23 protein-coding genes and 1 pseudogene are annotated in these 23,389 nt (G+C 52.1%); 15 read left to right on the forward strand and 9 right to left on the reverse strand.

Annotation, left to right across the window (positions count from 1 at the left end; genetic code table 11):
- Positions 1-9: 9 nt before the first annotated feature.
- Positions 10-1,485, reverse strand: coding sequence for a TrkH family potassium uptake protein (locus tag OGV65_RS25075; RefSeq protein WP_047358642.1), 1,476 nt, complete (start codon positions 1,483-1,485; stop codon positions 10-12).
- 199 nt (positions 1,486-1,684) lie between these two features.
- On the opposite strand from OGV65_RS25075, the gene OGV65_RS25080 reads away from it, so the two are divergent.
- Positions 1,685-3,856 (forward strand): YgiQ family radical SAM protein, encoded by a 2,172-nt coding sequence (locus OGV65_RS25080; RefSeq protein WP_003024532.1) that lies wholly within the window; start codon positions 1,685-1,687, stop codon positions 3,854-3,856.
- Positions 3,857-3,941: 85 nt separating this feature from the next.
- Here the strand turns inward: OGV65_RS25080 and OGV65_RS25085 are convergent.
- The 3 genes and pseudogenes from OGV65_RS25085 to yqhD all read right to left on the reverse strand — a co-directional run.
- A pseudogene (locus OGV65_RS25085) lies at positions 3,942-4,082 on the reverse strand (hypothetical protein); the annotation flags it as partial.
- A gap of 70 nt (positions 4,083-4,152) precedes the next feature.
- A complete protein-coding gene (dkgA, locus tag OGV65_RS25090; protein WP_047499230.1) occupies positions 4,153-4,980 on the reverse strand; it encodes a 2,5-didehydrogluconate reductase DkgA in 828 nt (275 codons plus the stop codon).
- Positions 4,981-5,286: 306 nt separating this feature from the next.
- Positions 5,287-6,450 (reverse strand): alcohol dehydrogenase, encoded by a 1,164-nt coding sequence (gene yqhD / locus OGV65_RS25095; protein ID WP_003838168.1) that lies wholly within the window; start codon positions 6,448-6,450, stop codon positions 5,287-5,289.
- A 194-nt stretch (positions 6,451-6,644) separates the two neighbouring features.
- On the opposite strand from yqhD, the gene OGV65_RS25100 reads away from it, so the two are divergent.
- Positions 6,645-7,544: an AraC family transcriptional regulator gene (locus OGV65_RS25100; protein ID WP_286455566.1), complete on the forward strand. Its 900-nt coding sequence runs from the start codon at positions 6,645-6,647 to the stop codon at positions 7,542-7,544.
- A 77-nt stretch (positions 7,545-7,621) separates the two neighbouring features.
- Here OGV65_RS25100 and yghB read toward each other — a convergent pair whose 3' ends face one another.
- Together yghB and metC are read right to left on the reverse strand one after the other, a co-directional pair.
- Positions 7,622-8,281: a DedA family general envelope maintenance protein YghB gene (gene yghB / locus OGV65_RS25105; RefSeq protein ID WP_016154504.1), complete on the reverse strand. Its 660-nt coding sequence runs from the start codon at positions 8,279-8,281 to the stop codon at positions 7,622-7,624.
- 131 nt (positions 8,282-8,412) lie between these two features.
- Complete coding sequence (metC, locus tag OGV65_RS25110) at positions 8,413-9,600, reverse strand: cystathionine beta-lyase (protein ID WP_016157474.1); 1,188 nt, start codon at positions 9,598-9,600, stop codon at positions 8,413-8,415.
- A 250-nt stretch (positions 9,601-9,850) separates the two neighbouring features.
- Between metC and exbB the strand changes: the two genes are divergently transcribed.
- Both exbB and exbD read left to right on the forward strand, forming a co-directional pair.
- Positions 9,851-10,585 (forward strand): tol-pal system-associated acyl-CoA thioesterase, encoded by a 735-nt coding sequence (gene exbB, locus OGV65_RS25115; RefSeq protein ID WP_016154502.1) that lies wholly within the window; start codon positions 9,851-9,853, stop codon positions 10,583-10,585.
- A gap of 6 nt (positions 10,586-10,591) precedes the next feature.
- Positions 10,592-11,017 carry a TonB system transport protein ExbD gene (gene exbD, locus OGV65_RS25120; RefSeq protein WP_016154501.1) on the forward strand — a complete coding sequence of 142 codons (426 nt, stop codon included), beginning with the start codon at positions 10,592-10,594 and terminating at the stop codon, positions 11,015-11,017.
- 71 nt (positions 11,018-11,088) lie between these two features.
- Here exbD and OGV65_RS25125 read toward each other — a convergent pair whose 3' ends face one another.
- Positions 11,089-11,496 (reverse strand): hypothetical protein, encoded by a 408-nt coding sequence (locus OGV65_RS25125; RefSeq protein ID WP_016154500.1) that lies wholly within the window; start codon positions 11,494-11,496, stop codon positions 11,089-11,091.
- A 1-nt stretch (position 11,497) separates the two neighbouring features.
- A complete protein-coding gene (locus tag OGV65_RS25130) occupies positions 11,498-11,902 on the reverse strand; it encodes a hypothetical protein (RefSeq protein ID WP_046276175.1) in 405 nt (134 codons plus the stop codon).
- Between the two features lie 104 nt (positions 11,903-12,006).
- Between OGV65_RS25130 and OGV65_RS25135 the strand changes: the two genes are divergently transcribed.
- The gene (locus OGV65_RS25135; RefSeq protein WP_103767111.1) at positions 12,007-12,510 is read left to right on the forward strand and encodes an ESA_00282 family adhesion-associated protein; all 504 of its coding nucleotides are present in this window, start codon (positions 12,007-12,009) and stop codon (positions 12,508-12,510) included.
- A 68-nt stretch (positions 12,511-12,578) separates the two neighbouring features.
- Here the strand turns inward: OGV65_RS25135 and OGV65_RS25140 are convergent, their stop codons facing one another.
- Positions 12,579-13,619: an aldo/keto reductase gene (locus OGV65_RS25140; RefSeq protein WP_046276176.1), complete on the reverse strand. Its 1,041-nt coding sequence runs from the start codon at positions 13,617-13,619 to the stop codon at positions 12,579-12,581.
- 155 nt (positions 13,620-13,774) lie between these two features.
- On the opposite strand from OGV65_RS25140, the gene yghX reads away from it, so the two are divergent.
- The 10 genes from yghX (at position 13,775) to hypA (ending at position 23,364) form a co-directional block, all read left to right on the forward strand.
- Positions 13,775-14,662 carry a YghX family hydrolase gene (yghX, locus tag OGV65_RS25145; RefSeq protein ID WP_286455594.1) on the forward strand — a complete coding sequence of 296 codons (888 nt, stop codon included), beginning with the start codon at positions 13,775-13,777 and terminating at the stop codon, positions 14,660-14,662.
- 214 nt (positions 14,663-14,876) lie between these two features.
- Complete coding sequence (locus OGV65_RS25150) at positions 14,877-16,517, forward strand: methyl-accepting chemotaxis protein (protein WP_286455567.1); 1,641 nt, start codon at positions 14,877-14,879, stop codon at positions 16,515-16,517.
- A gap of 85 nt (positions 16,518-16,602) precedes the next feature.
- Positions 16,603-16,890 carry a DUF2623 family protein gene (locus tag OGV65_RS25155; protein WP_016154494.1) on the forward strand — a complete coding sequence of 96 codons (288 nt, stop codon included), beginning with the start codon at positions 16,603-16,605 and terminating at the stop codon, positions 16,888-16,890.
- 189 nt (positions 16,891-17,079) lie between these two features.
- Entirely contained in the window at positions 17,080-18,198 is a 1,119-nt protein-coding gene (hybO, locus tag OGV65_RS25160; protein WP_016154493.1) for a hydrogenase 2 small subunit, read from the forward strand.
- Positions 18,199-18,200: 2 nt separating this feature from the next.
- On the forward strand, positions 18,201-19,187 hold the full coding sequence (gene hybA / locus OGV65_RS25165; RefSeq protein ID WP_003828357.1) for a hydrogenase 2 operon protein HybA: 987 nt from the start codon (positions 18,201-18,203) through the stop codon (positions 19,185-19,187).
- The gene (hybB, locus tag OGV65_RS25170; RefSeq protein WP_016154492.1) at positions 19,177-20,355 is read left to right on the forward strand and encodes a Ni/Fe-hydrogenase cytochrome b subunit; all 1,179 of its coding nucleotides are present in this window, start codon (positions 19,177-19,179) and stop codon (positions 20,353-20,355) included. Before hybA ends, hybB begins: the two co-directional genes overlap by 11 nt.
- On the forward strand, positions 20,352-22,055 hold the full coding sequence (hybC, locus tag OGV65_RS25175) for a hydrogenase 2 large subunit (protein ID WP_003024476.1): 1,704 nt from the start codon (positions 20,352-20,354) through the stop codon (positions 22,053-22,055). The genes hybB and hybC overlap by 4 nt, the downstream gene beginning before the upstream one ends.
- Positions 22,055-22,549 carry a HyaD/HybD family hydrogenase maturation endopeptidase gene (locus OGV65_RS25180; protein WP_016157468.1) on the forward strand — a complete coding sequence of 165 codons (495 nt, stop codon included), beginning with the start codon at positions 22,055-22,057 and terminating at the stop codon, positions 22,547-22,549. Before hybC ends, OGV65_RS25180 begins: the two co-directional genes overlap by 1 nt.
- Positions 22,542-23,030, forward strand: a complete 489-nt coding sequence (gene hybE, locus OGV65_RS25185) for a hydrogenase-2 assembly chaperone (RefSeq protein ID WP_016154490.1) — start codon at positions 22,542-22,544, stop codon at positions 23,028-23,030. The genes OGV65_RS25180 and hybE overlap by 8 nt, the downstream gene beginning before the upstream one ends.
- Complete coding sequence (gene hypA / locus OGV65_RS25190; protein WP_016157467.1) at positions 23,023-23,364, forward strand: hydrogenase maturation nickel metallochaperone HypA; 342 nt, start codon at positions 23,023-23,025, stop codon at positions 23,362-23,364. The genes hybE and hypA overlap by 8 nt, the downstream gene beginning before the upstream one ends.
- Positions 23,365-23,389: the final 25 nt, after the last annotated feature.

Raw genomic sequence — 23,389 nt, forward strand, 5'->3', positions numbered from 1 at the left:
GAGTTTCCGTTACGCCCGCCAGAACATGCGCGAGAACAGGATCAGAATGGGGTAAATCTCCAGACGCCCCATGATCATGGCCGCGCACATCAGAAGTTTTGCCTCCTCGTTTAAGGTGCCAAACGTCGTTGCGGTGATGCCAAATCCCAGCCCCATGTTATTGATGCAGGCGGCAACGGTGGCGAAAGAGGAGAAGAGATCGTAGCCCATCAGATTGAGCGCCCAGATAAAAAAGCTGGTAAATAAAACGTAGAGAAAGAAAAAGCTCCATACCGAACGCACTACTCGGTCACTTACCACGTTATTGCCCACTTTGATATTCAGCAGGGCGCGAGGATGCGCGAGCTGATGTAACTCCTGACGGCATTGCTTGAACATAATCAAAAAACGCAGCACCTTAATCCCCCCGCAGGTCGAGCCGACACAACCGCCGAAGAAACTGGCGCTGAGCAGCATGAATATCGTGTGCGAAGGCCACTGCGCATAATCCGCCGTCGACAGGCCATTATCTGTCAGCATGGAGCTGGCCAGAAAAAAGGCATGCACCAGGCTGTCCGTGATCCCGTACATACCCGCCCGCCAGACCTGCCAGGTAGCGATCAAGGTGACAACTAGCGCAATAAGCAGAAAGAAACGCAGCTCGGCATTACGACGAAAGGGCTTAAAGGTACGTTTCACAATAGCTACGTACCAGAGGGTGAAGTTAAACGCAGACAGCAGTGAAAACAGTCCGGCGACTAACTCAATAGCGTGGCTGTTATAAAAGCCGATGCTCTCACTACGGGTGGAAAATCCGCCGAGAGAGACCGTCGACAGCCCGTGGCATAAGGCATCGAAAAACGACATCCCGGCAATCCAGTAGGCCAGAGTACAAATAAGGCCGAGAATGACGTAGGTCAGCCACAGCGTACGTGCGGTATCAGCAAGCCTTGGCGTGAGGCGTTCTTCTTTAAAGGGACCTGGCATTTCAGACTGATACAGCTTCATACCACCAATACCCAGCAGGGGTAATACCGCCACGGCAAGGACAATAACCCCCAGACCGCCAATAAAATTGAGCTGAGCCCGATAGTACAGATACGATTTCGGCAAGGCGCTGACGTCGTCAATTACCGTAGCGCCAGTGGTGGTTATCCCGGAAACCCCTTCGAACAGGGCATCGGCAAAGGAGAGATTTAAGCCATCGTCCATCCACATCGGCATGGCGCTGATAAACGAAAACAGCAGCCAGAACAGGACGATAATGACGAAGCCATCCCGGGTTCGTAGTTGAATTCCTGCATGTTTGGTTGCCAGCCACGCTCCACCGCCGAGGGTAAAGAACGTCATAAATGTGCTGAAAAAGGCGAAAAAGCTCCGCTCTTTATTTAACAGAGCAATGGTCATCGGCGGCAGCATGGAGAAGCTGTAGAGAAGAACCAGAAATCCGCATAGGTGAACAACTACCCGTAACTGGGAAATATGCAGTGAATCGTTGAGTCGCAATGAAAAATCCCCCGCCGAAAAAGAGTTATCTCAGCTGGCCGGCATGGTGTTAATTATGAATGATAAAAATGGGCGTCGTAAAATTTAACAATTTAAATCACTTTCTACTTGTCTGACTCAGACTCCACTTCATTTCTTGCCGACATACAGCGTATAATCCCCGGCCTTTGATTATTTTTTTACCATTTTTGGAAGCACTATGAGCGCAATATCCCTGATCCAGCCGGACAGAGACCTTTTCTCCTGGCCGCAGTACTGGGCTGCCTGTTTTGGCCCGGCACCATTTTTGCCGATGTCACGCGACGAAATGGACCAACTTGGCTGGGATAGCTGCGACATCATTCTGGTTACCGGCGATGCATACGTCGATCATCCCAGCTTTGGCATGGCAATTTGCGGCCGTATGCTGGAAGCGCAGGGCTTTCGTGTTGGGATTATCGCCCAGCCGGAGTGGAACAACAAAGACGATTTTATGCGTTTGGGTAAACCGAACCTGTTCTTTGGTGTAACCGCAGGCAACATGGATTCGATGATCAACCGTTATACCGCCGATCGCCGACTGCGCCATGACGATGCATATACGCCAGACAACGTGGCGGGCAAACGCCCGGACCGCGCGACGCTGGTCTATACCCAGCGCTGTAAGGAAGCATGGAAAGATGTGCCGGTTATTCTCGGCGGTATTGAGGCCAGCCTGCGCCGTACCGCGCACTACGACTACTGGTCTGATACCGTTCGTCGCTCCGTGCTGGTGGATTCAAAAGCCGACATGCTGATGTTCGGTAACGGCGAACGTCCGTTGGTGGAAGTGGCGCATCGTCTGGCGATGGGTGAAACTATCGATCAGATCCGCGACGTGCGTAACACCGCGATTATGGTTAAAGAAGCGCTGCCGGGCTGGAGTGGGGTGGATTCCACGCGTCTCGACACGCCGGGCAAAATTGACCCGATCCCGCATCCGTACGGCGAGGATTTGCCGTGTGCCGACAACAAACCTGTCGCACCGAAAAAGCAGGAAGCGAAAGCGGTAACTGTACAGCCGCCGCGCCCGAAACCGTGGGAAAAAACCTACGTGCTGCTGCCGTCCTTCGAAAAAGTGAAGGGCGATAAAGTGCTGTATGCACATGCGTCGCGTATCCTGCACCACGAAACCAACCCAGGCTGTGCGCGCGCGCTGATGCAAAAGCATGGCGATCGCTACATCTGGATCAACCCGCCAGCCATTCCGCTCTCTACCGAAGAAATGGACAGCGTCTTTGCGCTGCCGTACAAGCGCGTGCCGCATCCGGCGTATGGCGACAGCCGCATTCCGGCCTACGAGATGATCCGTTTCTCGATCAACATTATGCGTGGCTGTTTTGGCGGCTGCTCGTTCTGTTCGATCACCGAGCACGAAGGCCGCATTATCCAGAGCCGCTCTGAAGACTCGATCATCAATGAAATCGAAGCTATTCGCGACACCGTTCCGGGCTTTACCGGCGTGATTTCCGATCTCGGCGGCCCAACGGCGAACATGTATATGCTGCGCTGTAAGTCACCGCGTGCGGAGCAAACCTGCCGTCGTTTGTCATGCGTCTACCCGGATATCTGTCCGCATATGGATACCAACCACGAGCCGACGATTAACCTCTATCGCCGTGCGCGTGATTTGAAAGGCATTAAAAAGATCCTTATCGCTTCAGGTGTGCGCTATGACATCGCGGTCGAAGATCCGCGCTATATCAAAGAGCTGGCGACCCACCACGTGGGCGGCTATCTGAAGATTGCGCCAGAGCATACTGAAGAAGGCCCGCTGTCGAAGATGATGAAGCCGGGGATGGGCAGCTACGATCGCTTTAAGGAATTGTTTGACACTTACTCTAAACAGGCCGGTAAAGAGCAGTACCTGATCCCGTACTTTATTTCTGCGCATCCTGGGACGCGTGACGAGGATATGGTGAATCTGGCGCTGTGGCTGAAGCAACGTCGTTTCCGTCTGGATCAGGTGCAGAACTTCTATCCATCACCATTGGCGAACTCCACAACCATGTATTACACCGGGAAAAACCCGCTGGGTAAAATTGGTTACAAGAGTGAAGACGTGGTGGTGCCGAAAGGTGATAAACAGCGTCGTCTGCATAAAGCGCTGCTGCGTTACCACGACCCAGCCAACTGGCCGTTAATCCGCCAGGCGCTGGAAGATATGGGGAAAAAGCATCTGATCGGTGGCCGTCGCGAATGTCTGGTTCCGGCGCCTACGCTGGAAGAGATGCGCGAAGCGCGTCGCCAGAACCGTCATACCCGTCCGGCGTTGACCAAGCACACGCCTGTGGCGCATCAGCGCCAGACGCCTGCCGCGAACAAAAAACGTGGGAAAGTAGCAGGGCGCTAATCTGTCATGCCCGGGAGTGAAATGTTTACCGGGCCTGAAAGACCGTCGGCCGGATAAGGTGCCATCTGGCAGAAGTGCTCAGTAATTATGCCTCACGAATTCTGGCCGCTAATGCGGCCAGTTTTGCATCATCCGCCCGTTCACGATCGTGTGACGACAAATATCCTTCATACTGCTCGAAAAATTGGTTCTGCTGCGATTCAATCGGCTTCCAGTGGGGCAGATCTGTGCACGTGGTCTACGTCGAAATTCAAATCAGTAAAGGCCCGACGAGAGGTCGGGCAGGAGAGAAGGGGTTAACCGCCGAACTGGTCCGGGTCTGGTCCCAGACGTTTGCCCTGATCGAGCTTTGCGATTTCGCCTAATTCATCTTTATCCAGGCGGAAGTCCCAGACGTTAAAGTTTTCTGCGATACGCGCAGGGGTGACTGATTTCGGAATAACCACCAGGCCGCTATCCAGATGCCAGCGGATGACAATCTGCGCCGGTGATTTGCCATATTTCTCTGCGAGATCGCGGATGATCTTTTGATCAAAGACGTCTTTGCCGCCCTGCGCCAGCGGGCTCCAGGATTCGGTCTGGATTTTATGCGTTGCGTTCCAGGCGTGCAGTTGGCGCTGTTGCATAAGCGGATGAAGTTCTATCTGGTTAATCACCGGTGGTACGCCGGTTTCATCCATCAGTCGCTGGAGATGATTGATCTGAAAGTTACACACGCCGATGCTCTTAATCAGCCCTTCTTTTTGCAGATCGATCATGCTTTCCCACGCTTCAACGTAGTGGTCGATCGCCGGAACCGGCCAGTGCATCAGATAAAGATCGAGGTAATCGAGCCGGAGTTTCTCCATGCTTTCGAGCAAGGCTTCCCGAGGGCGTTTCTGGTCATCATTCCATAGCTTGGTGGTGATGAATAACTCTTCCCGCGGTACGCCCGCATCGCGTATTGCTTTGCCGACACCTTCTTCGTTTTTGTACGCCGCAGCGGTATCAATTGAGCGATACCCCACTTCCAGCGCTTTATGAATGGCGGTGATGACCTCTTCATTACTTGCCTTCCAGACCCCCAGGCCCAGCTGCGGCATGACGTTACCATCCTGTAGTTTAATAATGGTTGGACCGGTCATAATTCCTCCCCTGAATTGAGTTTACCGAGGCAAGCCCCGGTAAGTTAGGTGTGACTTAAGTCTGGCCTATCCTCGTCATACTTCAAGCTGCATATGCGTTGGCTTTATTACGTGGCCCATCCATGGGCCTCGCCCTTTCAGGGCCGCTGCAAGCAGCGTTCAAATCTGCTCCCGGCAGGTTTGTCGTTTCACCCCCAGTCACTGACTTATGTAAGCTCCTGGGGATTCTCTCCTTTGCCGCCTTTATGCAACTCGAAATATTTAGAATATAAATACCCAAAAATGAAAGGCGGAGGTGAAAAAAACTTAGCGGGCAGCTTCGTAAATCCGACGGCTGACCTCGAGCGTAATGTCCTGATGTTCGCCCAGTTTCGTACCGCCGTGCGCTTGCAGTTTTTCCAGTAGCGCTGGGATGGAGCTACCGTCCAGGCCGTAGTCAGACAGACGAGTCGGTACGCCCATTTGTTCGAAGAAAGCGCGGGTTGCGGCAATAGCGGCGTCGATGCGTTGGTCATCGGAACCTTCGGTGATATTCCAGATACGCTCTGCGTATTGCAGCAGTTTGGCACGTTTGGTATCGCGTTTTTCATTCCACAGCGCTGGCAGAACGATAGCCAATGTTTGAGCATGATCCAGACCGTGCATTGCGGTCAGTTCGTGGCCCAGCATATGCGTTGCCCAGTCCTGTGGCACGCCTGCGCCAATCAGGCCGTTCAGCGCCTGGGTTGCCGCCCACATAACGTTCGCACGCACGTTGTAATTTTCCGGCTCCTGCAATGCTTTCGGGCCTTCTTCTACCAGCGTAAGCAGAATACCTTCAGCAAAGCGATCCTGAATTTTCCCGTCTACCGGATAAGTCACATACTGCTCAACGGTATGTACGAAGGCATCTACGACGCCGTTCGCAACCTGACGCGGCGGCAGGGTATAGGTGTAAACCGGATCCAGCACGGCGAATACCGGCTGCACAAATGGGGTCATAAAGGCCAGCTTATCGCCGGTGGTTTTACGCGAAATGACCGCGCCGGAGTTAGATTCAGAGCCGGTTGCTGGCAGGGTTAATACGGAGCCCATCGGGATAGCGCTTGTTACGTCGTTGCCGTGGGTTTCCAGAATGCGCCATGGATCGATGCCGTCAGCGTATTGTGCCGCAGCCGCGATGAATTTGGTGCCATCCAGCACCGAACCGCCGCCTACCGCCAGCAGGAACGTCACTTTCTCATCACGCACGATTTTTACCGCGTTCATCAGCGTTTCATAAGACGGGTTCGGCTCAATACCGCCAAACTCCAGCACGTCCAGGCCTTTCAGCGCATCCTGAACCTGTGCCAGGACACCGGTTTTTTTCACGCTACCGCCGCCATAGGTAACCAATACGCGAGCATCCTGAGGGATTTGATCGCGCAGCTCAGCAATCGCACCTTTACCAAACAGAATGCGGGTTGGGGTATGGAGATTAAAGTTGTTCATTGCTCGTTCCCTTATGTGGGTAAAAAAAGAGGGCAGGAGAGTGTCTGCCGGATGATGAACATTGTGGTCGTCAGCCGCGCTGCTCTCAATGCTCATTTCTGCCGATGTCTTGCCCATTTCTACAGACTGCTGGAGAAAACGGATAAATCTGCGCATTATGTCATGGTTGCAAACCGATGATGAAATGGTGCTCTATGAACCGTGATGAGATCTGCCTCCTGCTGACAGATAAAATTAAGCAGCTGAAAAACAATGAAAATAAACTCAGCGAACTGCTGCCAGATGTCCGCCTGCTGCACGGCACTGAGCCGGCAGCGCGTACACCGGTAATGTATCAGCCAGGAATCATATTTCTCTTTTCGGGACATAAAATTGGTTATATCAATGAACGTGTATTTCGTTATGACGCCAACGAATACCTGTTGCTAACCGTACCGTTACCCTTTGAATGTGAAACGTATGCAACGCCGGAGGTTCCCCTGGCCGGTATCTACCTGAATGTCGATATTCTGCAATTGCAGGAGCTGTTGATGGACATTGGGGAAGATGAGCTGTTCCAGCCCGCCATGGCGGCCAGCGGGATCAACTCCGCGACGCTTTCTGACGAAATTCTTTGCGCCGCTGAGCGCCTGCTGGATGTGATGGAGCGACCGCTGGATGCGCGTATTCTGGGGAAACAGATTATTCGCGAGATCCTCTACCATGTGCTGACCGGGCCGCGCGGCGGCGCATTACTGGCGCTGGTTAGCCGCCAGACGCATTTCAGTTTGATAAGCCGTGTGCTAAAGCGCATTGAAACCAAATACACCGAAAATCTCAATGTCGAACAGCTGGCGGCAGAAGCGAACATGAGCGTGTCGGCGTTTCATCATAATTTTAAAGCGGTGACCAGCACGTCGCCGCTGCAATACCTGAAGAGCTATCGTCTGCATAAAGCACGGATGATGATGATCCACGACGGGATGAAGGCCAGTGCGGCTGCCATGCGCGTCGGCTATGAGAGCGCATCGCAATTCAGTCGGGAATTCAAACGTTTCTTTGGCGTAACGCAGGGGGAGGATGCAGCCAGAATTCGAATGATGCAGGGGAGTTAAACTTGCTCAGCGCTGGCCTGATAAGCGAAACGTCATCAGGCGAAAATGCCGGGGGAACCCCGGCCTACGGTTAATACTCAGGCGCTACAGTATTTTTTTTTAATCACGACAAACAGGGTACCCAACAGACCCGCGGTTAACAGGGCAATCGGCAGGATCATTAAAAAGGTCATCACCTGATCTTCATGGCGTTTGACGAACGGGATCATGCTCAGCGCATAGCCAAAGCCGGTGACGACGGTGACCCACAGCAGACCGCTCAGCCAGTTAAAAAACTGGAACCGACGGTTTGGCAGGCCCGAAATTCCCGCCATTGTTGGCAGCAAGGTACGAACGAATGCCAGGAAACGCCCAGCCAGCAGTGCCATCAGCCCGTGTTGGTCAAACATGCAGGTAGCGCGCTGATGATATTTATCAGGTAATTGCGCCAGCCAGCCTTTTACCGTCCGTGTGTTGCCCAGCCAGCGTCCCTGAATGTAGCTCAGCCAGCAGCCCAGACTGGCTGCGGCAGTCAGAATAGCTATGGTAGGTATAAAACTCATCACGTCCTGAGCGATCAGCGCCCCTGCCAGCAATAACAGGCTGTCTCCGGGTAAAAAGGAGGCAGGCAGCAGGCCATTTTCTAAAAACAGTGTGGCGAACATTACGAAGTACACCACGCTCACAACGTGCGGATCCGCCAACGCGGCAAAATCGTGTTGCCAAAGCGCGGAGACAATATCTTGAATGACTACCATGGACTTTCCTGTGGAACAGCGTTTATGTGTGGATTGTACTCCTGAATTGTCCGGGATGCCTTGATCCCGGACGCAACAATTGCAGACTTTTCCACCAGAAGTGTCTGCATATATGTCCATCTATGGCAATTTTACTCGATTCGGGCAAATCCTGCGGCCAAATCGGCAATCAGATCGTCAACATTCTCTAAACCGATATGCAAACGGATGAGCGTTCCACTGAAGTCCACCTCGCCTTGGGGACGGATTGCCGCAATGTGTTCCGGCTGATTTGCGAGAATCAGCGACTCAAAACCGCCCCAGGAGTAGGCCATGCTGAACAGGCTGAAGTGGTCCAGATACGCGGCCAGCTCTTCATGATTTAGTTTCTTATTCAATACAAATGAGAACAGACCGCTGCTGCCGGTGAAATCACGCTTCCAGAATTCGTGGCCTTTACTGCCGGGCAGCGCGGGGTGGTTCACGCGGGCGACCTGCGGATGGCTGGCCAGCCACTCTGCGACCTTTAAGCTGCTTTCATGATGTTGGCGCAGGCGAACGCTTAGCGTACGCAGTCCGCGGCTGGTCATATAGGCGGTATCGGCGTCCAGCATTTGCCCCATCAGATAGGCATTTTCGCGCAGTTGATCCCAGCAACGGGCATTAGCCACCGCAGTGCCGACCATGGCGTCGGAATGGCCAATCAGATATTTGGTGCCAGCCTGAATAGAAATATCGATGCCAAAATCCAGCGCTTTGAACAACACCCCGGCAGCCCAGGTGTTATCAATTATGATGATCGCATCCGGCGCGACGCTTCTGACGGCGGCAACAATAGCAGGAACATCATGTACTTCCATGGTGACAGAGCCGGGAGATTCCAGAAATACGACTTTAGTGTTCGGCTGTATGTGCTTCACAATATCGGCACCAACCAGCGGATCGAACCATCCGGTGGACACGCCGAGTTTGCCGAGAATTTTGGTGCAGAAATCCTGGCTGGGTTCATAGGCGGTGTTGGTCATCAGCACATGATCCCCTTGTTCCACAAAGGCGAGGATGGTGTTGGCAACGGCCGCCGCGCCGCAGGGGAACAACGCGCAACCCGCGCCGCCTTCCAGTTCACACATTGCCTCCTGCAGGGAAAAATGCGTCAGGGTTCCGCGACGTCCATAGAAAAGCGCACCGTTAGCACGGTTGTGTGTAGCCTGCTTTTTGGCCTCTACGGTGTCAAACACTAGCGAAGAAGCGCGCTGGATCACGCTATTTACCGCGCCCAGCGTGTACTTTTTACTGCGTCCTGCGTGAACGAGTTTGGTTTCAAGTTGCTTATCTGCCATGTCGTCTTACCTGTTTTTATACGTCTGGATGTCTAAACTACCATGAATCAAAGATGACGCATCCTGCAGAACGGTCATACAGTAGAAAATAATCTCAAAATGCTTCTGGTGACTTTTTTACTGCGTAAGCGCAAGGAAAAGAAACCAAAGGTGCGGCAATATGTAAATAGTAATGAGAACGACTATCAATTCGACGTCGTTTTGATATCATTACGCTCAGATTTTGTGATTTGCGTCCTGGAGATACAGAGTGGGTAATAATTTGATGCAGACGGATCTTTCCGTCTGGGGTATGTATCAGCACGCCGATATCGTGGTTAAGTGCGTGATGATTGGGCTGATTTTGGCATCAGTGGTCACCTGGGCTATCTTCTTTAGTAAGAGCCTTGAGTTCTTTACTCAGAAACGCCGCCTTAAGCGTGAACAGCAACTGCTGGCGGACGCCCGCTCTTTAGACCAGGCAAATGAGATTGCTGCAGGATTTGATGGCAAAAGCCTGGGCGCACAGTTGATTTACGAAGCGCAGAACGAACTGGAATTGTCAGAAGGCAGCGACGACAACGAAGGTATTAAAGAGCGTACCGGCTTCCGTCTGGAGCGTCGTGTGGCGGCGGTAGGTCGTCATATGGGACGTGGTAACGGCTACCTGGCCACCATCGGGGCTATCTCTCCATTTGTGGGTCTGTTCGGTACTGTATGGGGCATCATGAATAGCTTCATCGGGATTGCACAAACCCAAACGACCAACCTGGCCGTTGTTGCGCCGGGTATCGCAGAAGCTCTGTTAGCGACGGCGATCGGTCTGGTCGCGGCAATTCCTGCGGTCGTTATCTACAACATTTTCGCACGTCAGATTGGCAGCTATAAAGCGATGCTGGGCGATGTCGCGGCACAGGTATTGTTGCTGCAAAGTCGCGATCTGGACCTGAACGCTAGCGCTTCTGCCCATCCGGTACGTGCTGCGCAGAAATTACGTGTAGGATAATGTTCCATGGCAATGAGCTTTAATGAAAACCTGGACGATAACGGTGAAATGCATGAAATCAACGTGACGCCGTTTATCGATGTTATGTTGGTTTTATTGATCATCTTTATGGTGGCCGCACCGTTGGCAACGGTGGATGTGAAGGTGAATCTCCCGGCTTCCACCAGTACGCCGCAGCCGCGTCCGGAAAAACCGGTTTACCTGTCTGTTAAAGCCGATAAGAGTATGTTTATTGGCAACAATCAGGTGACGGATGACACCATGATTAGCGAATTAAATACGCTGACCGATGGGAAGAAAGACACCACGATTTTCTTCCGTGCGGATAAAACCGTCGATTATGAAACCATGATGAAAGTTATGGATACGCTGCATCAGGCGGGTTTCCTGAAGATTGGTCTGGTCGGTGAAGAGACCGTGAAAGCGAAGTAATCCTGATTGCCGGGTAATGGTTGTTGCCTTACCCGGCCTTCCTCTCCTGATTTAACTCTCCCCACACGCCCTTATCTGTCCTCATCCAGTGCGACTGCCGTTATCCTGGTGGGTTCGTAGTTCCCTTCAGACAGTTTACGCGTCAGGCGTAAGGTGGCTGTTTCTCGCTTGAGTATATGCTGGTATGTGCTCTCCAGCCGGGCCATGATTTTGTCCCGTAGTTCTGGTTGCTGCTCCATAATGGCTTCAATCGCGGCGCCATAGATCTCTTCTTTAGCCTGTAGCGCATAAATTTCGCGACGATTTTGCCATTTCATCCGCACCAGCGCGGCGGGAATAGAGACCATCTCCTGGGCAACGCTTTCCAACGTCGCATTTTTATTGGCAATCAATACGGCCAAATTTTGCTTTAAGACAAACTCATCGCTTTTATGGTCATCTAAAGCCAAATAAACATTATTATCCTCAACATCTTTCATTTTATTTCTCTTCCAGAGAATAAAAAATAGGATCGCTGGTCTCACGCGTAATTAAATTAAGCCAAATTTTATTGCCCTGTTCATTTACGCTGGCTGTTTTTGTAGATAAAATTTTACTTAATTCTTGAGCGTTAATGTCGCCTTCCGCTTGTAGTGAATTGAGCAGGCGAGTGAAGGACTCAATTTTCGCGGCACGAAACAGGCGCTCTTTTAAATGGCGATCGCACTCTTCAAATAACATATTGCGCGCCTGGCCGTTAGCTGTAGAGCTAATCAAAATATCGGGTTCGTAATCGCTTAATGTTCTCTTTCCCTGAGTCAAATTTTCACTATTATCTGTGGGACTGGTATTAGTAGATGAGCTGGATAAGTGAAAACGCGAGGGAACAAGATGCTCGGGAAGCATGTTGAAATATCCTTTGATGCCAATGATATGTTGTTCTAAATAAACCAGGCTGCGTTGACAATAGCATGGCGTAATTTTAAAATCAAAAAAAATGGAGCCAGTATATGAACAGTATATTTTATTCTGTTATTACCCTGCTATTGCTTACCTGCGGGGTACTTTTGTTGATGCGCAGTGCAAATAAAAACCGATATGCAGAAAATGGGCACTCTGAAAACCAGCCGGAAATGCTGAGTAAAGAAGAGGGGGAAGATCATTTTTCGGTACTGATGAATTCGATTACCCCAGTATGGTATTGGCGCGTTAATCACGAATATATCGATTTTATCCACTCAACGATCAAGCGGATGACAATGGTGGAGCTAAATGAGACGCCAGGGCTATTTGATGCACAGCGGCGTTGTAGCGATCTCAACTCTGCGGTGTATAAATATTACGACAATATAAAAAAGCGCTGTCTGAGCGGTGAGAAAGTCCCGCATGCCGATCTGGATGTGCTTAACTTACGCCAGTGCTTCAGGGAGTTCAGTCTGGAGGCTTATCCTGCGCTTGTCGCGCTGGTGTGGCCGGAATTTCAACGTCCAGAGATCAAAGCGGAAGGGGTGTGAAGGGATTGGCTGGCCCTGTTACGTGCCGGGGAGGCTAACGCCGCTTCCCGGCACAGAGTTACAAACGGCTATTTGTCAGATGAGGCCTGCCACAGGTTCAGCTTACCATCCGCGACATGCTTATCGATCTGCGCCAGTTCTTCGGCGCTGAACGTCAGGTTAGACAACGCCTGAACGTTCTCCTCCAGTTGCTCCGGTCGGCTGGCGCCAATTAATACCGACGTCACCCGATTGTCTTTCAGCAGCCAGCTTAAGGCCATTTGCGCCATCGACTGTCCGCGCTGTTGCGCCATTTCATTGAGCAAACGCAGGCTGTTAAGGTTTTCTTCCGTCAGCATATTTTCCGTCAGCCCACGAACTTTTTTCCCTTCACGCTGCATGCGTGAACCTTCCGGAATGCCGTTGAGGTATTTCCCCGTCAGCAGCCCCTGGGCCAGCGGCGTAAATGCGATGCAGCCCATGCCGTTGGATTCCAGCGTATCCAGCAGACCGCTGCTGTCTACCCAACGGTTAAGCAGGTTGTAAGAAGGCTGGTGGATCAGCAGCGGAATTTTCCATTCCCGCATCAGCTCGGCCATTTTCTGCGTACGCTCCGGGGAATAGGATGAGATGCCGACATACAGCGCTTTACCGCTTTGCACCGCATGGGCCAGCGCTGAGGCGGTCTCTTCCATTGGCGTATTTTCGTCAACGCGGTGCGAGTAGAAGATATCGACATAGTCGAGGCCCATGCGTTTCAGGCTCTGGTCGAGGCTGGCGAGCAGGTATTTGCGCGAACCGCCAGAACCGTATGGCCCTGGCCACATGTCATAGCCTGCCTTGGTGGAGATGATCAGTTCATCACGATAGTGTGCAAAATCCTCGCGCAATAATCGGCCAAAATTCTCTTCTGCGCTGCCCGGAGGCGGCCCGTAGTTATTGGCTAAATCAAAATGCGTGATGCCTAAATCAAATGCTTTACGCAGCAGAGCGCGCTGTGAATCCAGCGCCTGAACGTGCCCAAAACTGTGCCACAAACCCAGTGATAGCGCGGGTAAACGTAAACCGCTGCGCCCGCAGTAGCGATAGAGCATCTGCTCGTAACGTTCAGGATTGGCAAACCAGTCCATGAGATCTCCTTAGTGCAGGTGAATTTCGAAACAACGTTTCTATTCTAGCGGGTTCATGGTGAATATCCCGTTCACCAGGTCACACTGGAATGAAAAACTGGGCAAAAACAGACCACTGTGCTTTGCTTAAAAAAACATCGATCTGGAGTGCTGCCATGCCGCGTCTAACTGCCAAAGACTTTCCGCAAGAATTGCTCGACTACTATGACTATTACGCTCATGGCAAAATAACGAAACGCGAGTTTCTCAATCTTGCTGCGAAATATGCAGTCGGTGGTATGACGGCGCTGGCATTATTCAATGTATTGAAACCCAATTATGCCCTCGCAACGCAGGTGGAGTTCACCGATCCTGATATCCTGGCGGAATACATGACTTATCCTTCACCTGAAGGGCATGGTGATGTGCGTGGGTATCTGGTTAAACCTGCGAAAGCGACGGGGAAAGTTCCGGCGGTAGTGGTGGTGCATGAGAATCGTGGGCTGAATCCGTATATTGAGGATGTGGCACGGCGGGTGGCGAAGGCGGGCTATATTGCACTCGCGCCTGATGGATTAAGTTCAGTGGGGGGCTATCCTGGCAATGATGATAAGGGTCGGGAGTTGCAGCAGCAGGTTGACCCCGTAAAGCTGATGAACGACTTCTTTGCCGCCATTGAATTTATGCAGCGTTATTCAGGCGCGACGGGAAAGGTGGGTATCACCGGATTTTGCTACGGTGGCGGCGTATCGAATGCCGCAGCCGTTGCTTTTCCTGAACTGGCCTGCGCAGTGCCTTTTTATGGGCGTCAGGTTCCTGCATCAGATGTCCCTAAAATCAAAGTGCCTTTATTACTGCACTATGCGCAATTAGATACCCGAATTAATGAGGGATGGCCTGCCTATGAAGCGGCGCTCAAAGCCAATAAGAAAGTCTATGAGGCATATATCTATCCCGGCGTTAATCATGGTTTTCATAATGACTCGACCCCGCGTTATGATAATGCTGCCGCTGATTTGGCCTGGGAGCGTACTCTTGCATGGTTTAACAAATATTTGCGATAGAAAACAAGGGATTATTTAATGCTTCAGGTTAATTATCTGAATAATAATGCTAGCTAATTTCATTAGCATTCATGTTGATATAGTGTAAATAATATTGGATGTACTTAAGAAAGTAAAAAAATAAAGAATGCATTATATCTTCTCTGTTGCCTGCCGATAACAAGGATAAGTATCGCCTGATGGCGAATTCCTCATCAACGGCAAGGAAATTATTATGCGTTTGCTGAAAAACTTCACTATTCGTATTGTCATGTTGGCAATACTGGGACTTTTTTGCCTGCTCTGGTCGGGCGTGGGTTTATTCAGTCTTCATTCTTTATCAAAAATATCTGAAGGCAATGATATTGACCGTCATCTTGTCCATCAGATGACGGTACTCAGTCAGGGGAACGATCAGTATTTTCGCTTCGTAACGCGCTTAAGTCGCGCCATGGATGTCAAAATGAGCGGCGGAACGCCTGATTTTGCACCAGCGCAGCAGTCCCTGGAGAATATGAGCAAAAAACTCCAGGAGATGAAAACGTTGTCTCCGGGGCCTATGGATCCGGACGTTGCCGCGGCGGTACTGACGAAGTGGCAGGCGCTGCTGGATAACGGGGTGATTCCGCAAATGCAACTGGCGCAGCAGGGCACGCTTACGGCCTTTGCGGAGCATGCCAGCACCGTTACGCCAGCGCTGAGCCGTGAATTTGGCGCCAGTGCCGAACGTTTTAACGCCACGGCAGGTGAGCGGCTTGATACCACGCGCGTCATGGTCGATGGCAAAACGTCTATCATCCGGACGCTAATTATTACCGCCGTGATCCTCGGTATTGCCCTCCTGTTCTTCACAGACCGTTACCTCGTCGCCATGATGGTGAAACCCTTGGGACGTATCCGCCAGCAGTTCCAGCAGATTGCTCAGGGCGATCTCAGCCATCCAATCGAAGATTTTGGCCGTAACTGCGTGGGCCAACTGGTGCCGTTATTGTGCGCGATGCAGGACAGCCTGCGCGAAGCCGTCAGTACAATTCGCTCAGGTAGTGACAACATCTGGCGAGGGGCTACGGAAATTTCCACCGGCAATAACGATCTCTCATCGCGTACTGAGGAGCAGGCTGCGGCGCTGGAAGAGACCGCTGCCAGCATGGAGCAACTGACCGCAACGGTAAAACTGAACGCCGAAAACGCGCGTGAAGCCAGCCAGCTTGCCGATACGGCGACAGAGACGGCAGGTAAAGGGAGCAGCCTGGTTTCAGAAGTGGTTGAGACGATGGACGGCATTGCCGCCAGCTCTAAACAGATCGCGGAAATTACGTCGGTTATTAATAGCATTGCCTTCCAGACCAATATTCTGGCGCTGAACGCGGCAGTTGAAGCTGCCAGAGCAGGTGAGCAGGGGCGTGGTTTTGCCGTTGTTGCCGGTGAGGTGCGTAACCTCGCCAGCCGTAGCGCCGGGGCGGCGAAAGAGATTGAGACGCTGATTGGCGAATCGTCGCGTCGCGTCGATCAGGGCGCTCGACTGGTTAAAGAGACGGGATTAACCATGGAGGCGATTTTGCGCGGAGCCACCGAAGTGACCGTTATCATGAAGCAAATTGCTTCTGCCTCAGAAGAACAGAATAAGGGCATCTCGCAGGTGAGCGTGGCGATCACGCAGATGGACAGCGTAACGCAACAGAACGCCGCGCTGGTAGAGCAAGTTTCCGCCGCGGCTGTGGCGCTTGAACGGCAAACGGAAGAGCTGCAACGCTCGGTACAACAGTTCCGCCTTTCAGCAAACGATGTGCAGTACGCCGCCGCCAGCACCGCTTCCCCTTCAGCAGACAGCAAAAGGTCTGCAGCCGCTAAAAAGGATGAATGGGTGTCCTTTTAAGCGGGCATAAAAAAGTACGTGATACCTCTGGTCTTTGCTTAAAAAATCGCTATATAATTTATTATATAGCGATTGGAGGTTATGCATGGACAACCATTTTGGAAAAGGTTTGATGGCCGGATTAAACGCGTCAAGTGCGGATAGCGCACGCACGGCGGCCAATTTTTGTGCTGATTATAAACGCGGTTTTGTGCTGGGATTTTCTCATCGAATGTTTGAAAAAACGGGCGATCGACAGCTCAGCGCGTGGGAAGCGGGGATCCTCACGCGTCGCTATGGGCTGGATAAAGAGATGGTTATGGATTTCTTTAAAGAGAACCAGTCCAGTACAACAATTCGTTTTTTCATGGCTGGCTATCGTCTCGAAGCTTGATCCGAAAGGGGTATTATCTTGCTTTAATTAATTACACTATTGACCTACGCCTTCGTTTTGTTGCTCCGCCGAAGTATTATAATGCACATAACCATATAAAAAGTGTGGTAAATGGCGCGCCGATCGCAATATGCAACATGCGAAAGGTGCAAAATAAAAGCCAGGTCTTCGCAACGGAATAACTATAAAATGACTGGAGATAACTCTCTCATCAATTCGAACGGCATCAATCGCCGTGATTTCATGAAGCTTTGTGCAGCACTGGCCGCTACCATGGGGCTCAGTAGCAAAGCCGCCGCAGAAATGGCCGAATCAGTTTCTCGTCCTCAGCGTCCACCGGTTATCTGGATTGGTGCGCAGGAGTGTACGGGTTGTACTGAATCGCTACTTCGCGCGACACACCCTACAGTGGAAAACCTCGTTCTGGAGACAATCTCTCTGGAATACCATGAGGTACTCTCTGCCGCCTTCGGCCACCAGGTCGAAGAGAATAAACATAACGCTCTGGAGAAGTACAAAGGGCAATATGTTTTGGTTGTAGATGGTTCTATCCCACTGAAAGACAATGGTATTTACTGCATGGTTGCCGGTGAGCCGATCGTAGATCACATCCGCCGGGCCGCAGAAGGCGCTGCCGCTATCATTGCCATCGGCTCTTGTGCCGCGTGGGGTGGTGTTGCTGCTGCTGGCGTTAACCCAACGGGTGCCGTCGGCTTGCAGGAAGTTCTGCCAGGCAAAACCATCATCAACATCCCCGGCTGTCCTCCGAACCCGCACAACTTCCTTGCAACGGTCGCGCATATCATCACTTACGGTAAGCCGCCGAAGCTGGATACCAAAAACCGTCCGACATTTGCCTATGGTCGTTTGATTCACGAACACTGCGAACGTCGCCCGCACTTCGATGCAGGTCGTTTTGCTAAAGAGTTTGGCGATGAAGGTCACCGTGAAGGCTGGTGCCTCTACCATCTAGGCTGTAAAGGACCAGAAACCTACGGCAACTGCTCAACGCTGCAATTCTGCGATGTTGGCGGCGTGTGGCCGGTGGCTATCGGTCACCCTTGCTACGGCTGTAACGAAGAAGGTGTCGGTTTCCATAAAGGTATTCACCAGCTTGCTCATGTGGAAAACCAAACACCGCGTTCCGAGAAACCTGACGTCAATATGAAAGAAGGCGGCAATATTTCTGCCGGGGCGATTGGGCTGCTTGGTGGCGTAGTAGGACTGGTTGCCGGTGTCAGCGTGATGGCGGTTCGTGAACTGGGGCGTCAGCAGAAGAAAGATAACGCTGACTCACGGGGAGAATAACCGTGAACAGACGTAACTTTATTAAAGCAGCCTCCAGCGGGGCATTGCTGTTGGGCGCTGCGCCGTCCATCAGCCATGCGGCTGCAGAAAACCGTCCGCCGATCCCTGGTTCTCTTGGGATGCTCTATGACTCGACGCTGTGCGTAGGCTGCCAGGCCTGTGTCACCAAGTGTCAGGATATCAACTTCCCGGCGCGTAATCCGGAAGGCGAGCAGACCTGGTCGAACAACGACAAACTGTCACCGTATACCAATAACATCATCCAGGTGTGGCGTAGCGGAACAGGCGTCAACAAAGACCAGGAAGAAAACGGCTACGCATACATTAAGAAGCAGTGCATGCACTGTGTCGATCCGAACTGTGTCTCCGTTTGCCCGGTCTCCGCGCTGAAGAAGGATCCGAAAACCGGCATCGTCCACTATGACAAAGATGTTTGCACGGGCTGTCGTTACTGCATGGTCGCCTGCCCGTACAATGTGCCTAAGTATGACTACAACAACCCGTTTGGTGCGCTTCACAAATGTGAACTGTGTAACCAGAAAGGTGTTGAGCGTCTGGATAAAGGCGGTTTACCGGGTTGTGTTGAAGTGTGCCCTGCCGGTGCGGTGATTTTTGGTACGCGTGAAGAGCTGATGGCTGAGGCGAAAAAACGTCTCGCGCTGAAGCCTGGCAGCGAATACCACTATCCGCGTCAGACGGTGAAAGCAGGCGATACCTATCTGCATACGGTACCGAAGTATTACCCCCATCTGTACGGCGAGAAAGAGGGTGGTGGTACACAGGTTATGGTACTGACGGGCGTTCCTTACGAGGATTTGGATCTGCCGAAACTGGATGATCTTTCAACCGGTGCGCGTTCCGAACATGTTCAACATTCCTTGTACAAGGGCATGATATTACCCCTGGCTGCGCTGGCGGGCTTAACCGTGCTGGTTCGTCGTAACACGAAAAACGACCATCACGATGGAGGAGACGATCATGAGTCATGATCCTAAACCGCTGGGCGGAAAAATAATCAGCAAACCGGTCATTATTTTTGGGCCGCTTATCGTCCTGTGTATGCTCCTGATCGTGAAACGTCTGGTCTTCGGATTGGGCTCAGTCTCCGATCTGAACGGCGGTTTCCCATGGGGTGTATGGATCGCGTTTGACCTGCTGATTGGTACCGGCTTCGCGTGCGGTGGCTGGGCGCTGGCGTGGGCGGTGTATGTTTTCAACAGAGGACAATACCATCCACTGGTACGTCCGGCGCTGTTGGCGAGCCTGTTTGGCTACTCGCTGGGTGGTCTGTCGATCACCATTGACGTCGGTCGTTACTGGAACCTGCCGTATTTCTACATTCCGGGCCACTTCAACGTGAACTCGGTACTGTTCGAAACGGCGGTCTGCATGACCATCTATATCGGCATCATGGCGCTGGAATTTGCTCCGGCTCTGTTTGAACGTCTGGGGTGGAAAGTCTCTCTCAAACGTTTGAATAAAGTGATGTTCTTTATTATTGCCCTTGGCGCTCTGCTGCCAACTATGCACCAGTCTTCAATGGGTTCATTGATGATTTCTGCGGGCTATAAAGTGCATCCGCTATGGCAAGCTTATGAAATGTTGCCGCTTTTCTCCGTATTAACCGCTTTTATTATGGGCTTCTCGATCGTCATCTTTGAAGGCTCGTTGGTACAAGCCGGGCTGAAAGGTAATGGTCCGGACGAGAAAAGTTTGTTCATCAAGCTGACGAATACCATCAGCGTGCTGTTGGCGATTTTCGTGGTCCTGCGCTTTGGCGAACTGATCTATCGCGACAAGCTGTCCTATGCGTTCTCAGGCGATCTTTACTCCCTGATGTTCTGGATTGAAGTCGTGCTGATGGTCTTCCCGCTGGTGGTGCTGCGCGTCACTAAGCTGCGTAACGACTCGCGCATGCTGTATCTGTCTGCGCTGAGCGCATTGCTGGGTTGTGCGACATGGCGTCTGTCCTATTCGCTGGTCGCGTTCAATCCTGGTGGTGGCTACCACTACTTCCCGACCTGGGAAGAACTGTTGATTTCTATTGGTTTTGTGGCTATTGAGATTTGTGCATACATCGTACTCATTCGTCTACTGCCGATACTTCCTCCTTTAAAACAAAACGATCAAAATCGTCATGAGGCGAGCAAAGCATGAGCCAGAGAATTACTATTGATCCGGTAACCCGTATTGAGGGTCATTTACGCATCGACTGCGAAATCGAAAATGGCGTGGTATCTAAAGCATGGGCTTCCGGTACCATGTGGCGCGGCATGGAAGAGATCGTGAAAAACCGCGATCCGCGCGATGCCTGGATGATTGTGCAGCGTATCTGTGGCGTTTGTACTACCACTCACGCTATCTCTTCCGTTCGTGCAGCAGAAAGCGCGCTGAATATTGATGTTCCGGTGAACGCACAGTATATCCGTAACATCATTCTGGCCGCGCACACCACGCATGACCACATTGTTCACTTCTATCAGCTCTCTGCGCTGGACTGGGTGGATATCACCTCTGCACTGAAAGCAGATCCAGCGAAAGCGTCTGCCATGCTGAACGGCGTGTCCTCCTGGCACCTGAACAGCGCAGAAGAGTTCACTAAGGTTCAGAACAAGATCAAAGACCTTGTTGCCAGCGGTCAGTTAGGCATTTTTGCCAACGGTTGCTGGGGTCACCCGGCGATGCAGCTGCCGCCAGAAGTGAACCTGATTGCGGTCGCTCACTACCTGCAGGCGCTGGAATGCCAGCGTGATGCTAACCGTGTTGTGGCGCTGTTGGGCGGTAAAACGCCGCACATTCAGAACCTGGCGGTAGGCGGGGTTGCTAACCCAATTAACCTCGACGGCCTTGGCGTGCTGAACCTTGAGCGCCTGATGTATATCAAGTCCTTTATCGATAAGCTGAGCGACTTCGTTGAGCAGGTTTACAAGGTTGATACCGCGGTGATTGCTGCGTTCTACCCTGAGTGGCTGGAACGTGGTCAAGGTGCGGTTAACTATCTGAGCGCACCGGAATTCCCGACTGACGGTAAAAACGGCAGCTTCCTGTTCCCGGGTGGTTACATCACCAATGAAGATCTGTCGACCTATCGTCCGATCACCTCTCACTCCGATGAGTACCTGATCAAAGGGATTCAGGAGAGTGCGAAACACGCGTGGTACAAAGACGAAGCGCCGCAGGCTCCGTGGGAAGGCACAACGGTTCCTGATTACACCGGTTGGTCAGATGACGGCAAGTACTCTTGGGTTAAAGCACCGACCTTCTACGGTAAAACGGTTGAAGTGGGTCCGCTGGCCAACATGCTGTGTAAACTGGCGGCCAAACGCGAGTCTACCCATGCCAAGCTGAATGAAATCATCGCGATTTACACCAAACTGACCGGTAAAACTATCGAAGTGTCACAGCTGCACTCTACGTTGGGCCGTATTATTGGCCGTACCGTTCACTGCTGTGAACTGCAGAACGTTCTGCAGGATCAGTACAACGCGCTGATTGTGAACATCGGTAAAGGTGACCACACCACCTTCGTGAAACCGGATATCCCGGCAACGGGTGAATTTAAAGGTGTCGGTTTCCTCGAAGCGCCGCGCGGTATGCTGTCTCACTGGATGGTGATCAAAGATGGCATTATCAGCAACTACCAGGCGGTAGTACCGTCAACCTGGAACTCTGGCCCACGTAACTTTAATGATGAAGTGGGACCGTATGAGCGCTCGCTGGTAGGTACGCCGATTGCCGATCCAAACAAACCGCTGGAAGTGGTTCGTACCATTCACTCCTTCGACCCTTGTATGTCATGTGCGGTGCATGTGGTGGACGTTGATGGGAACGAAGTGGTCTCAGTTAAGGTTCTGTAATGCGGATATTAGTCTTAGGGGTCGGCAATATTTTGCTGACCGACGAAGCCATCGGGGTACGTATCGTTGAAGCATTAGAACAACGGTACGTCCTGCCAGACTTTGTTGATGTTCTGGACGGTGGTACGGCTGGGATGGAGCTTCTCGGTGATATGGCGAACAGAGATCATCTGATCATTGCTGACGCCATTGTGTCGAAGAAAAACACGCCAGGAACGATGATGGTCCTGCGGGATGAAGAGATCCCGGCGCTGTTTACCAACAAAATCTCACCGCACCAGCTTGGTCTGGCCGACGTATTGTCGGCCCTGCGTTTCACCGGCGAGTTTCCGAAAAAGCTGACGTTAGTCGGTGTTATTCCGGAATCGCTGGAGCCGCATATCGGGCTAACGCCAACGGTTGAAGCGATGATTGAACCTGCGCTTGAGCAGGTTCTTGCCGCGCTTCGCGAATCAGGTGTTGAAGCGATCCCGCGGGAGGCGGCTCATGTCTGAGGAGTTTGTCGGTTTTCAGACGGCCCCGAAGATGCAAATTCAGGCAGCGTTTGAAGAGGTTGCCCGGCGTTCAATGCACGATCTCTCTTTCCTGCATCCGAACATGCCGGTATATGTCTCTGAATTTACGCTGTTTGAAGGACAGTGGACGGGGTGTGTTATCACGCCCTGGATGCTCAGCGCACTGATTTTCCCCGGACCGGACCAGATCTGGCCGGTGCGTAAAGTCAGCGAAAAAATCGGACTGCGTCTGCCGTATGGCGAGATGACCTTTACCGTTGGTGAACTGGAGGGCGTATCGCAATACCTTTCCTGCTCATTGATGTCGCCGCTTTCGCACAGTATGTCGGCGCAAGAAGGCATGCGTCTGACTGACGATTGCGCGCGAATGCTGTTATCGCTGCCGGTTAGCGATCCGAATGCGCCGCAGCTTAATCGCCGCGCGTTGCTGCTGGGTCGTCGGAACTGCGAAAATGCATGAGCTGTCCCTTTGTCAGAGCGCGGTTGAGATTGTTCAACAGCAGGCAGAGCAGCACGGTGTCAAACGTGTAACCGGTGTTTGGCTGGAAATCGGGGCGCTCTCCTGCGTTGAAGAGAGCGCCGTTCGTTTCAGTTTCGACATCGTCTGTCAGGGGACGCTGGCTCAGGGTTGTGAGCTGCATATTGATTACAAGCCAGCCCAGGCATGGTGCTGGGATTGCAGTCAGGTTGTGGAAATCACCCAGCATGATGCGCAGTGTCCACAATGTCAGGGCGATCGTCTGCGGGTTGATGCTGGCGATTCACTGAAAGTGAAAAGTATTGAAGTCGAATAACCCATAGGTTGCTATGGGGCGGAGT

Source organism: Citrobacter sp. Cb004 (genome assembly GCF_030337065.1).
GTDB lineage: Bacteria > Pseudomonadota > Gammaproteobacteria > Enterobacterales > Enterobacteriaceae > Citrobacter > Citrobacter braakii.